This window comes from Curtobacterium pusillum (genome assembly GCF_007673235.1).
Classification (GTDB): Bacteria; Actinomycetota; Actinomycetes; order Actinomycetales; family Microbacteriaceae; genus Curtobacterium; species Curtobacterium pusillum_C.
This window is the reverse complement of the sequence record NZ_VDZH01000005.1, coordinates 144,870-157,121: the sequence shown is the minus strand read 5'-3', so window position 1 is coordinate 157,121 and position 12,252 is coordinate 144,870. Positions and strand designations below refer to the sequence as shown.

At 71.7% G+C, this 12,252-nt stretch carries 11 protein-coding genes; 9 read left to right on the top strand and 2 right to left on the bottom strand.

Going from position 1 to position 12,252, the window contains the following annotated elements; all coding sequences use genetic code 11:
• The 9 genes from FS532_RS14635 (at position 1) to FS532_RS14595 (ending at position 10,618) form a co-directional block, all read left to right on the top strand.
• Positions 1–1,032, top strand: a complete 1,032-nt coding sequence (locus FS532_RS14635; protein WP_186322058.1) for a LacI family DNA-binding transcriptional regulator — start codon at positions 1–3, stop codon at positions 1,030–1,032.
• A 131-nt stretch (positions 1,033–1,163) separates the two neighbouring features.
• Positions 1,164–2,396, top strand: a complete 1,233-nt coding sequence (locus tag FS532_RS14630) for a Gfo/Idh/MocA family protein (RefSeq protein WP_260852752.1) — start codon at positions 1,164–1,166, stop codon at positions 2,394–2,396.
• Positions 2,393–3,301 carry a sugar phosphate isomerase/epimerase family protein gene (locus FS532_RS14625; RefSeq protein ID WP_144755877.1) on the top strand — a complete coding sequence of 303 codons (909 nt, stop codon included), beginning with the start codon at positions 2,393–2,395 and terminating at the stop codon, positions 3,299–3,301. The genes FS532_RS14630 and FS532_RS14625 overlap by 4 nt, the downstream gene beginning before the upstream one ends.
• Positions 3,298–4,356 (top strand): Gfo/Idh/MocA family protein, encoded by a 1,059-nt coding sequence (locus FS532_RS14620; RefSeq protein ID WP_144755874.1) that lies wholly within the window; start codon positions 3,298–3,300, stop codon positions 4,354–4,356. The genes FS532_RS14625 and FS532_RS14620 overlap by 4 nt, the downstream gene beginning before the upstream one ends.
• Positions 4,357–4,406: 50 nt before the next feature.
• On the top strand, positions 4,407–5,417 hold the full coding sequence (gene iolG / locus FS532_RS14615; RefSeq protein WP_144755871.1) for an inositol 2-dehydrogenase: 1,011 nt from the start codon (positions 4,407–4,409) through the stop codon (positions 5,415–5,417).
• Complete coding sequence (locus tag FS532_RS14610; RefSeq protein WP_144755868.1) at positions 5,414–6,298, top strand: sugar phosphate isomerase/epimerase family protein; 885 nt, start codon at positions 5,414–5,416, stop codon at positions 6,296–6,298. The genes iolG and FS532_RS14610 overlap by 4 nt, the downstream gene beginning before the upstream one ends.
• Positions 6,299–6,352: 54 nt before the next feature.
• Positions 6,353–7,192 carry a 5-deoxy-glucuronate isomerase gene (gene iolB / locus FS532_RS14605; RefSeq protein ID WP_144755865.1) on the top strand — a complete coding sequence of 280 codons (840 nt, stop codon included), beginning with the start codon at positions 6,353–6,355 and terminating at the stop codon, positions 7,190–7,192.
• A gap of 25 nt (positions 7,193–7,217) precedes the next feature.
• On the top strand, positions 7,218–9,134 hold the full coding sequence (gene iolD, locus FS532_RS14600) for a 3D-(3,5/4)-trihydroxycyclohexane-1,2-dione acylhydrolase (decyclizing) (protein ID WP_144755862.1): 1,917 nt from the start codon (positions 7,218–7,220) through the stop codon (positions 9,132–9,134).
• A complete protein-coding gene (locus tag FS532_RS14595) occupies positions 9,131–10,618 on the top strand; it encodes an NAD-dependent succinate-semialdehyde dehydrogenase (RefSeq protein WP_144755859.1) in 1,488 nt (495 codons plus the stop codon). The genes iolD and FS532_RS14595 overlap by 4 nt, the downstream gene beginning before the upstream one ends.
• Before the next feature lie 39 nt (positions 10,619–10,657).
• Here the strand turns inward: FS532_RS14595 and FS532_RS14590 are convergent, their stop codons facing one another.
• Positions 10,658–11,440: an IclR family transcriptional regulator gene (locus FS532_RS14590; protein ID WP_144755856.1), complete on the bottom strand. Its 783-nt coding sequence runs from the start codon at positions 11,438–11,440 to the stop codon at positions 10,658–10,660.
• Positions 11,433–12,251 (bottom strand): IclR family transcriptional regulator, encoded by an 819-nt coding sequence (locus FS532_RS14585; RefSeq protein ID WP_144755853.1) that lies wholly within the window; start codon positions 12,249–12,251, stop codon positions 11,433–11,435. Before FS532_RS14585 ends, FS532_RS14590 begins: the two co-directional genes overlap by 8 nt.
• Position 12,252 lies beyond the last annotated feature (1 nt).

Here is a 12,252-nt window from a genome sequence, read left to right as displayed (position 1 = left end):
ATGGCTGACGACGGATCCGGGGTGCTCGTGCGCCGCGCGACCATGCGGGACGTCGCCGAACGGGCCGGCGTCTCGAAGTCCCTGGTGTCGCTGGCGTTCAGCTCGCCGGAGTCCGTCAGTCCGCAGCGCCTCGGCCGCATCCTCGACGCGGCCGAGGCGCTCGGGTTCCGCCCGAACCGGGTCGCACGGTCCCTCAACGGCCTGCGGGACGACTTCGTGGGCATCCTCGTCGCCGACTCCCGCAACCCGGTGTTCGCGGAGGTCGTCGACGCGGCACGGGTCGCGCTGTCGGCCGGTGGTCGTCTCGGCCTGATGACGAGTGCGGTCCTGCCCGGCGGCACCGGTGTGTCCGCGCGCCCCGAGCTCGACGCCGAGGCCGTCGCGATGCTGGGCGACCTGCAGCCGTCCGGACTCATCGTCGTCGGGTCGGTTCCGAGCATGGACCGGGTCGTCGAGGCGATGGGGTCCGCCCGGATCGTGATCGCCAGCGCCCGACCGGAGCGGCTCGCCGGGGCGGCGACCGTCCGCGGCGACGACGAGGTCGGGTTGCGGCTCGTCATCGACCACCTCACCGGGCTCGGGCACCGGCGGATCGGCCACGTCGGCGGTGCCGGCGGCCGAGTCGCGTCCGGGCGTGCCAGCGCGTTCGCGGCGGCGATGGGGGAGCACGGGCTGGACGGGACGATGGTGGCCGAGAGCGACTTCTCCGAGGCCGCGGGGTTCCGGGCCGCGGGAGAACTGCTCGACCTCGCTGAACCGCCGACCGCCATCACGGCGGTCAACGACCTGGCGGCGATCGGCGTGACCGCTGCGGTCCGACAGCGAGGACTGACCGGGCACGTCGCCGTGACCGGGTACGACAACACCTACCTGGCGGCCCTCGGGGCGGTCGAGCTCACCTCGGTCGACCCCGACAACGCGACGATCGGACGCCGTGCCGCCGAGGTGCTGCTGTCCGACGACGACCCGGGTGAGGTCCTGGTCGCACCGACGCTCCGTGTACGGGCGTCCTCGGTGCCCGCCGCGTCCTGATCGCACCTGACCAGGTCCGGTCCGGTCCGGTCCGCGTGCCGGTTGACACGATCGGGGACGCGGTCGTACATTGAACCGGTCCAAGATTTTGGACCGGTTCAAAATCCTCTCCAGGAAGCAAAGGAGCCCCTGTGACAGAGAACAGCGCGCCCACGAACAGCGCTCCCCGCACCGTCGGTGTGGGGCTCATCAGCGTCGGCTGGATGGGGCGGCTGCACTCCCGCTCCTACGCCCTCCTCCCGCTCCTGTACCCGGAGCTCGGCATCCGCCCCCGTCTCGTCGCGGCGGCGGACGTCGCGCCCGCGGGTCGGGACTACGCGAAGGACGTCCTCGGCTACGAGAAGGTCGTCTCGGACTACCGCGAGGTCCTCGCCGACCCCGAGGTGGACGTCGTCTCGATCTGCGCGCCGAACTCGCTGCACGCCGAGATCGGCATCGCGGCGGCCCACGCCGGCAAGCCCTTCTGGATCGAGAAGCCGGTCGGCCGCGGCGCCGAGGAGACCGAAGCCGTCGCCGCAGCAGCGGACGCAGCCGGGGTTGCGACGACGATCGGGTTCAACTACCGACACGTCCCCGCCGTGCAGCACGCGCGCCAGCTCGTCCTCGACGGCGCACTCGGCCGGATCACGAACGTCCGCGGTCGGTTCTTCGGCGGGTTCTCGTCGAACCCGCAGGACCCCCTGACCTGGCGCTTCGTCCGCGCGACCTCGGGCAGCGGTGTCCTCGGCGACCTGATGGGGCACCTGGTCGACCTCATGCACTACGTCCTCGGCCCGATCGGCTCGATCTCCGCGGCGACCGGCACCTACCTCACCGAGCGACCGGGTCTGCCGGGCACGCCGGACGAGGGCAAGTTGCTCCCCGTCGAGAACGAGGACTACGCGACCATGCTCGTCCGGTTCGACGAGTCGGCGGTCGGTGCCGGTGCGATCGGCAACCTCGAGGCGTCCCGCATCGCGGTCGGTCCCCGGTCCGAGTACGCGTTCGAGATCTTCGGCACCGAGGGCTCGCTCCGCTGGGACTTCGAGCGCCTCAACGAACTCGAGGTCGCCCTCGCCCGCACCGGGCAGCACGTCGGGTACACCCGCGCCTTCGCGGACGGGTACTTCCCCGACTACTCGCGCTTCCAGCCGAGCTCCGGCACGAGCATGGGCTACGACGACCTCAAGGTCATCGAGGCCGCGAAGTTCCTCACCGCCGCGACCGGTGGCGAGGCGACCGGTTCCAACATCCACGACGCCGTGACCTCGGCGCGGGTGCTCAGCGCCGCCGAGCAGTCCGCCGCCTCCGGCCAGTGGGTCGACCTGCCGGCCGAGCCCGGTACGACCGCGAACGTCCGCGCCACCGAAGGAGCCCGCGTATGAGCCTCCGCATCGCCACCGCACCGATCTCCTGGGGCGTCAGCGAGGTCGACGGCTGGGGTGTCCAGCTGCCGCCCGAGCGGGTCCTCGCCGAGATGCGGTCCCTCGGGTTCGAGGCCACCGAGCTCGGTGCACAGGGGTTCCTGCCGCCGGCACCGGAGGACAAGGCGGCACGCCTCGCCGAGTTCGGCATGACCGCGATCGGCAGCTTCGTGCCGGTCATCGCGCACCAGCCCGGGATCGACCCGCTGCCCCGCATCGAGCAGGAGCTGCGTGACTACGCGGCCTCGGGTGCGACCGTGCTCGTGGTCTGCGCCGACAGCGAGCAGACCGGGTACGACGCCCAGCGCGAGCCGCTCACCGACGAGCAGTGGTCGACGCTCTTCACGAACCTCGACCGCATCACCGCGGCCGCGGCGGCCGTCGGGGTCACGGCGACCCTGCACCCGCACGTCGGGACCGTCGTCGAGACCAAGGACGACGTCGACGCGGTGCTCCGGGGATCGACGATCCCGTTCTGCTTCGACACCGGCCACCTGTTCCTCGGCGGCACCGACCCCGTGCAGTTCGCCGCCGAGCACTCGGACCGCATCGCGTACATGCACCTGAAGGACGTCTCGCTCGACGGCATGCGCCGTGTCGCGGACGGCGAGATCAGCTACTTCGACGCGATCAAGGCCGACGTGCTCTACCGTCCCGTCGGACAGGGCGACGTCGACATCCGCGCGATCCTGCAGAGCCTGGTCGACGCCGGGTTCGACGGCTGGATCGTGCTGGAGCAGGACAAGGTCGTGCTCGAGGAACCGGCCGACGGGACCGGTCCGATCGAGGACGCCCGCGCGAGCGTCGAGTTCGTGCGCGCGCTCGTCGCGGAACTCGAGTCCTCCCGGTCCGGGGCCGCGCGATGAGGATCGGCGTCGCCGGACTCGGCCGCATCGGCACGATGCACGCGCGGAACGCCGCGCGCGCGGCCGGGGTCGACGAGGTCGTGCTCATCGGCCGCGACGCCGGACGCACGGCATCGGTCGCCGAACGGCTCGAGGCCCAGCGCTCGGCCGAGGGCACGGACGCCACCGGGTGGGCCGCCGTCACGAGCACCGTCGAACCGCTCGCCGACGTCCTGCCTCGTCTCGACGGCGTGCTCGTCGCCTCGGCCACCGACACCCACGCCGACCTCGCACGGGTGGTCGCCGAGTCCCGCACGCCACTGCTCATCGAGAAGCCGTTGGCACTCGGCGTCGACGAGCTCGCGGCTCTGTCGAGCGATCTCGACCGGACGGGATCGCCGATCATGGTGGCGTTCCACCGCCGCTACGACCCGGGCTACCAGCGGCTCCGCCGACACGTCGTCGACGGGGACGTCGGCACGCTCCGACTCGTGCAGGCGACCGAGAACGACCACTACGCACTGCCGATCGACTACATCCCGCAGTCGCACGGGATGTGGCTCGACCTGCTCATCCACGACTTCGACAGCATCCCGTGGGTCGTCGGCGACCCGGTGGTCGAACTGTCCATGATCGGATCGGTCCTCGACGAACCGGTGTACGGGGAGCACGACGACACGGACACCGCGATGGTGACGCTGCGCTTCGCGTCCGGCGCGGTCGGCAGCATCGGCGCGCTCCGGCGCAGCGATGCCGGGCAGGACGTCCGGCTCGAGGTCACCGGGACGAAGGGGGCCTTCGGCGCCGGGTACGGGCCGCGCACCCCGATCACCTCGACCGAGCCGGACGGCACCGCCCCGGCACACCCGTACGACACGTTCGGCGACCGGTTCGTCCCGGCCTTCGAGGAGGAGGTCGCGCACTTCGTCCGGATGGTGCGCGGCGAGGCGGAGAGCCTCACGCCGCCGGCGTCCGGGCTCGTCGCGACGTCGCTCGCCGAGGCCGCCCGGGAGTCGTTCCGGAGCGGTGGCCGACCGGTCCGACCCCGTGCGGTCGAGTTCCCCGCGACGACCTGATCCAGCACCACCACGCACCACTCGTCACACACCACACACTGGAGATTGCAATGACGCAACAGATCCGGATCGGCCTCTTCGGCACCGGGCGCATCGGACAGGTCCACGCGATGAGCGTGGCCGCCATCGACGACGCGGAGCTCGCGTGGGTCTGCGACCCCTTCGTCGAGGGCGCCGAGCGCACGGCTGCCGAGTACGGCGGTCGCGTGAGCACGGACCCCGCCGAGGTCTTCGCGTCGGGTGGGGTCGACGCCGTGATCATCGCGGCGCCCACCCCGACGCACGTCGACCTCATCGACGCCGCGATCGACGCGGGCGTCCCGGTCCTCTGCGAGAAGCCGATCGACCTCGACCTCGCCCGGGTGGACGGGCTCCGGGCGAAGGCCGCGGCGGCGACCGTGCCGATCGTCCTCGGGTTCAACCGGCGGTTCGACCGGCACTTCGCCGAGCTCCAGCGGCGCGTCCGCGCGGGCGACATCGGCACGCTCGAGCAGGTCCTCATCACGAGCCGCGACCCGGGGGAGCCCCCGGCGGCCTACCTGGCGTCGTCGGGCGGGATCTTCCGGGACATGACCATCCACGACCTGGACATGGCGCGGTTCTTCGTGCCGGACATCGTCGAGGTCACCGCGCGCGGGGCGAACACCTTCAGCGCGACGGCCCGGGAGCTCGGCGACTACGACTCCGCGGTCGTGACGCTCCGGGGTGCGAACGACGAACTCGTCAACATCACGAACTCGCGGCACGCGGCGTACGGGTACGACCAGCGCTTCGAGGTCTTCGGGTCCGAGGGGCTGCTGCAGGTCGGCAACCAGACCGACACGCTCGTCCGGCACTGGGGAGCCGGGGCCGTCGAGTCCCTCGAGCCGTACCAGAACTTCTTCCTGCAGCGGTACGCCGAGGCGTACCGCCTCGAGGTCGTCGAGTTCCTCAAGGCCGTCCGTGGCGAGCCGTCGCGCAGCCCGGGGTTCGAGGACGGGCGTGCGGCGCTCGTGCTCGCCGACGCCGCGGACCGTTCGGCGCGGACCGGCGAGTCGGTCGCCGTGGACCTGTCCCGGTGAGCACCCTCGGCCGCGACCTCGTCGCCACCTGCTGGACCACCGCCGGCACCGCCGTCCCCGACGGCCCGTCGGAGCGGAGTCCGTTCTCGGCGAAGGACCGGGTGAGCGCCGCGGCCGAGGCCGGCTTCGTCGGGCTCGGGTTCGTCGTCGACGACCTCGAGGTCGTCCGGGACACGATCGGCTTCGAGGCGCTGCGGTCGCACGCCGACGCGGTCGGCATCCGGCACCTCGAGGTCGAGCTCGTCAAGGACTGGTGGCGTGATCCCGAGGAAGTGCCGTGGCGAGCCCGCTGGGACCTGCTCCGCGACGCCGCCCGGGCGTTCGACAGTCCGATGGTGAAGATCGCCCCGCCGCCGGCCCCGACGGTGGACTCGTTCGAGCCGTTCACCGGACCGTTCCGACGTCTGGCCGACGAGGCCGCGGCGGTCGGGACACGACTGGCGCTCGAACCGCTGCCGTTCGCCGGGATCTCGTCGATGCCCCAGGGGTCTGAGTTCGTCGCGGCCGTGGACCACTCGCACGCCGGTCTGGTGGTGGACTCGTGGCACGTGTTCCGCGCCGGGACCTCGCTCGAGGAACTGGCCCGCACCCTCGACCCGGTCACCGTGTTCGGGGTCGAGGTGAACGACGCCGACGCACAGCCGCAGCCCGGGCGGACGCTCTTCGAGGACACCCGCGACAACCGCCGCTACCCCGGCGAGGGCGCGCAGGACGTCGTCGGGTTCCTCCGCACGATGGCCGAGGTCGGCTGGTCCGGACCGTGGGGGGTCGAGATGCTCTCGACCGAGCACCGCGCGAAGTCGCTCGGCGACGCGCTGGACGCAGCCCGCGAAACGACACTTCGATGCATTCGTCTCGCGGACGATTCGTCCATTCAGTGAGAAGAGCGGTATGCTCATCCCGTCCGAACGCAACGACGCAGAGAGGATCAGAACATGGTCGACCCGCAGGTGCTCAAGCACGGTGAATGGGACGTCATCACCCCGGAGATCGCCGGATGGGAGTTCGTCACCTTCCAGGTGAAGACCTTCGGCGACGGCGAGACCGTCGAGCTCCCGGCCGACGGCAACGAGCGGGCGTTCGTCAACCTGCACGGCGATCTGGTCGTCACCGCCGACGGCACGGAGTACCGCCTCGGTGGGCGCGACACCGTGTTCGACGGGCTCGGGCACACCCTGTCGGTCCCGCGCGACACCGCCGTGACCATCACGGCGACACCGGGCGCCGAGCTCGCGATCGCGTCGTCACCGGCCACCGAACGGCACGAGGTCGTCCTCGTCACGCCGGACGAGGTCGGCTCCGCCACCCGCGGTGCCGGGAACGCCACCCGGCAGGTCTCGACGCCGATGTCGCCCGACTTCCCGGCCGACCGGCTGCACATCGTCGAGGTGTGGACCCCCGGTGGCAACTGGTCGAGCTTCCCGCCGCACAAGCACGAGCACGACATCGACGGCGAGGCGCAGCTGGAAGAGGTCTACTACTACCGCCTCCGCGACCCGGAGAACGGGTGGGCGCTGCAGCGCGTGTACAGCCCGGAGCGCGACTTCGACCTGGACGTCCCGGTCCGCGACGGCGACATCTGCCTGATCCCGTGGGGGTACCACACCACCGTCGCGGCCCACGACCAGGACCTCTACTACCTCAACGTCCTGGCGGGACCGGCGCCGAAGCGCACCCTCCAGGCCGCCGAGGACCCGGCACTCGCCCCCGCCCGGGCCAAGTGGGACGACCTCGGCACCGACCCCCGCGTGCCGTTCGTCCCCGTCCGCCCCTGACCCACCCCGAAGAAGGAAGTTCGCAATGGTGCAACACCCTCAGCCGACCCGCCGCCTCACGGTGGGCCAGGCGATCGTCGAGTTCATGCAGGCCCAGCACGTCGAACGTGACGGGGTGACGAGTCCGTTCTTCGGCGGTGCCTTCGGCATCTTCGGCCACGGCAACGTCGCCGGCCTCGGCCAGGCGCTCCTGCAGTACCAGGACGAGTTCCCGTACTACCAGGGCCGCAACGAGCAGGGCATGGTCCACATCGCGACGGGCTTCGCCAAGATGAAGAACCGACTCGGCGCGCTCGCCGTGTCGACCTCCATCGGCCCGGGCGCGACCAACATGGTCACGGGCGCCGGCACGGCGACGGTGAACCACATCCCCGTCCTCCTGTTCCCCTCGGATGCCTTCGCCACCCGGTCCACGGGTGCGGTCCTGCAGCAGCAGGAGCACCCGTACGCGATGGACGTCACCGCCAACGACTCGTTCCGCGCGGTCTCGCGGTACTTCGACCGGATCAGCCGTCCCGAACAGCTCGCGTCGGCGCTCCTCGAGGCGATGCGCGTCCTCACCAGCCCGGCCGACACCGGAGCCGTCACCATCGCGGTGCCGCAGGACGTGCAGGCCGAGGCGTACGACTTCCCCGAGGCGCTGTTCTCCCGCCGCGTCTGGCACGTCGCCCGCAACCGCCCGGACCGTGCCGCCATCCAGCGCGCCGCCGAGCTCATCAAGTCGGCACGGAACGCCGTCGTGATCGCCGGTGGTGGTGTCGTGTACTCGGACGCCACCGAGGAACTCGTGCGCTTCGCCGAGTCGACCGGCATCGGCGTCGGGGTCACCCAGGCGGGCAAGGCCGGCATGCCGTGGGACCACGCGCTCGCATTGGGCGCCCTCGGGTCCTCGGGCTCGGCGTACGCCAACGGCATCGCGAACGACGCCGACGTCGTGATCGGCATCGGCACGCGCTACACCGACTTCACGACGGCGTCGAACACGATGTTCACGAACCCCGACGTGGCGTTCGTCAACATCAACGTGGCCGAGGTCGACGCGTTCAAGGAGTCCGGGATCCCGCTCGTCGGCGACGCCCGCGAGACCCTGGCCGAGCTCCGCGCGGCACTCGACGGGTTCCGGCTCGACGCCGAGGTCGTCGCCGCGAACGAGCGTGCGGCAGCCGACTGGCGCACCGAGGTCGACCGCATCGTCGAGGTCCAGGAGAGCGCCACGCTGTCCCAGGCCGAGATGCTCGGACTCCTCAACGCATCGGCGCACACCGAGGACGTCGTCATCAACGCCGCCGGCTCGATGCCCGGGGACCTGCACCGCCTGTGGCGCGCCGGTACCCCCAAGGGCTACGACATCGAGTACGGCAACTCGTGCATGGGCTACGAGGTCGCCGGAGGCGTGGGCGCGCAGCTCGCCGCCCCGGACCGCCGCGTCCACGTGCTCGTGGGCGACGGCTCCTACCTGATGATGTCGCAGGAGATCATGACCGCGGTGCAGGAGCACCTGCAGATGACGATCGTCATCGTCGACAACTTCGGGTACGGCTCGATCGCGGCGCTGTCCGAGACGCTCGGGTCGCAGACGTTCGGTACCCGGTTCAACGAACGCGGCGAAGCGCTCCGACACGACGGGCGTCGGCTCGAGGTCGACTTCGTGCAGAACGCGGCGAGCTACGGCGCCGAGGTGTTCTCGGCCGACACCGCCGACACCTTCCGGTCGGCCCTCGACCAGGCGCGCGCGCACGACGGCACGAGCGTCGTCTACGTCCGTGTGGACGCACAGGGGCGCTTCGGCGGCTCCGGTGCGTGGTGGGACGTCCCGGTCGCCGAGGTCTCGACCCTGGACAGCACCCGGGACGCCCGTGCGACCTACGAGGAGCACAAGCGCGAGCAGCGGCTCTACCTGACGCAGTCCGCACCCCGAGTCCGCGAACTGGAGCACTCATGACCGACGTGGCCGATGCCCGTGACCGGACCGACGTGTCCGCGACCATCACCGCCGGGGTCCCCACGGGCCTCCTGATCGGTGGCACGGAACGCGCCGCGAGCGACGGCGCCACCTTCGACGTGCACGACCCGGTCGACGGCAGTGTGCTCGCCACGGTGTCCAGCGGGACGCGCGCGGACGCGCAGGCCGCGGTCGACGCGGCCGCGGACGCCGCGGCTGACTGGGCGGCGACACCACCGCGGAAGCGTTCAGAAGTACTCTCCCGCGCGTACGACCTGATGATCGAACGGGCCGACTGGTTCGCGCGGCTCATCACGGCGGAGAACGGCAAGGTGTTCGCGGACGCACGCGGCGAGGTCCTGTACGCGGCCGAGTTCCTCCGCTGGTACGCCGAGGAAGCGGTCCGGATCCCCGGCACGCTCCAGACGGCCCCTGGCGGTGCGAACAAGATCCTCGTCGAGCACCGCCCGATCGGGATCGCGATCCTGGTGACGCCGTGGAACTTCCCCGCCGCGATGGCGACCCGGAAGATCGGTCCGGCGCTCGCCGCCGGGTGCACCGCCGTGTTGAAGCCGGCCAGCGACACCCCGCTCACGGCGCTCGCGATCGGGAAGCTGTTCGACGAGGCAGGGCTGCCGGCCGGCGTCCTCAACGTGTTGCCGAGCCGGTCCTCCGGTGCCGTCGTCGAGCAGATGGTGCGTGACCCCCGTGCCCGGAAGCTGTCCTTCACCGGGTCCACCGAGGTCGGCGTCACGCTCATGCAGCTCGCGGCCGAGTCGGTCGTGAGCACGTCGATGGAGCTCGGCGGCAACGCGCCCTTCGTGGTGTTCGACGACGCCGATCTCGAGTCGGCGGTCGCCGGAGCGATGATCGCCAAGATGCGGAACGGGGGCGAGGCGTGCACCGCCGCGAACCGGTTCTACGTGCAGGAGGGCATCGCGCCTGAGTTCTCCCGTCGACTCGCCGAGGCGATGGGGGCACTCCGCACCGGGGACGGTCTCGACCCCGAGGTGCAGCTCGGCCCGATGGTGAACGAGAGGGCCCGCGACGACATCGCGGCGCTCGTGGACGGTGCGAAGGCCGACGGGGCGACCGTGCTCACCGGGGGCAGCACGCCGGACGGCGCCGGGTGGTTCTACCCGGCGACGGTGCTCGGTGACGTGCCCGAGCACGCCCGGATCCTGCAGGAGGAGATCTTCGGACCCGTGGCGCCGATCGTGACGTTCCGGACCGACGACGACGCCGTCCGCCTGGCGAACGGCACGCCGTACGGACTCGTGTCGTACGTCTACACGCAGGACATCGGCCGGGGACTCCGGGTCAGCGAGCGGATCGAGTCGGGGATGGTCGGGCTCAACCGTGGGCTCGTCTCCGACCCCGCTGCGCCGTTCGGCGGGATGAAGGAGTCCGGGATCGGCCGCGAGGGCGGCGCCGAGGGACTGCTCGAGTACATGGAGTCGCAGTACATCGCGGTGAGCTGGTAGCGCAGAGCGCACCGCACCGCGCCCGCCAGCGCAGCGCCGTCAGGCGTCGCGATCGACCAGCGGGGTCGCCAGTTCGCTGGTGGCCCCGCTCGTCAGTTCCGCCACCGCTGCCCGTGCGGCCGCGGTGAACTCGTCCTGTCGTTCGCGGACGTCCACCGACCGCCCCGCGACGGACACGCACCCGAGCAGCCCCCCGTCGCCGCCGAACACCGGGAAGGCGAGCGCGCCGATCCCGATCGTGGCGTCGTCGAGCGACAGGGTGTAGCCCTGCTCGCGGGTCCGCTCGACGTCGGCCCGCAGGGCTCCGGCGTCGGTGATCGTCTCGGTGGTGAGCGGACGCCGGTCTGGTCCGTGCTCGAGGTAGTCGTCGACGTCGCGGGCGTAGGCGAGCACGAGACGGCCGGCACCGCCGGCGTAGAGCGGCAGCGCTCGGCCGGGCGCGAGGGTCAGCACGCCGATGCCGCGTCCGGGTGCCCAGTCGATGCAGAGGGCCTCGTCCCCGCGCGGCACCGTCAGGAAGGCGGTCTGCTCGGTGCCGTCGGCGAGGTCGTCGAGCACCCGTCGTGCCGATGCCCACTCGGTCATGGCGTCGCGGGCGGCGTCGGCGAGGTGGAGCCACTTCACGCTGAGGCGCGCACGGTTCTCGTCCGTGGTGGTCGCCAGGCCGACGGTCTTCAGTCCGTCGACGAACCGGTACACGCTGGGGCGGGGGAGTCCGGTGGCCTCGGCGAGCTCGGCGGGGGACAGGTCCCCGCGTTCGGCGAGTGCCTCGACGACCGCCATCGAGTTCGCGAGCACGCGCATCGGCTTCCGCTCAGCCACGAGGACCTCCGTCGAACCCGAGGTCCGCGCTGATCGCGGCGGCCGTGGAGACCACGAGGGCGCTCATCTCGGCTTCCCGTTCGACGAGGCGCTCGCGCAGGCCGCTGATGGACACCGCTGCGACGAGTTCACCCCGGTGGTTGAAGACGGGGCTGCCGAAGGCGGCGATGCCGATGGTGACGTCCTGGTCGGAGCGGGCGTACCCGCGCTCCCGCGTCGCCCGCAACTCGGTGTCGAGTTCGGCCGCGCTCGGCACCGGGTACGGGTCGGCGGCCCTGCCGACCCCGTCGCCGCCGACCCCGCCGCCCCCGGCGAGGAGCTCGTCGACCACGGCGTGCTGTTCGCCCGCCGCCAGGAACGCCAGCAGGGCTCGTGGGGCGCCCCCGACGTGGAGCGGCAGCGCGTCGCCGACCTGCATCGCCACCGATCGGACGTCGTGTCCCTCGAGGCGTTCCACGCACACGGCCCGGACCCCGCGCCGGTAGCAGAGCAGCGCAGCAACCCCGGCGGTCGACCGCAGTTCGCGCATCCGCGGGAGTGCGACGCCGCGGACGTCGAGCGAGTCCTCGAGCACACCGCCGATCTGCATGCACGCGAGGCCGAGGCGGTAGGTACCGCGCGTCGGAGCGGCGTCGACCCACCCCATCGCGAGGAGGCTCTGCAGCAGTCGGTACGTGGAGCTCGTGGGCTCGTCGACGGCTTCCGCGAGGGCACTCACGGTCAAGGCCTGCGTCCCGGCCAGGGCGTCGATGATCGCCCCGGCCTTGCTGAGGATCTCGATCCCGCCGTCGTCGGAGGCGCCGTCTGCCATG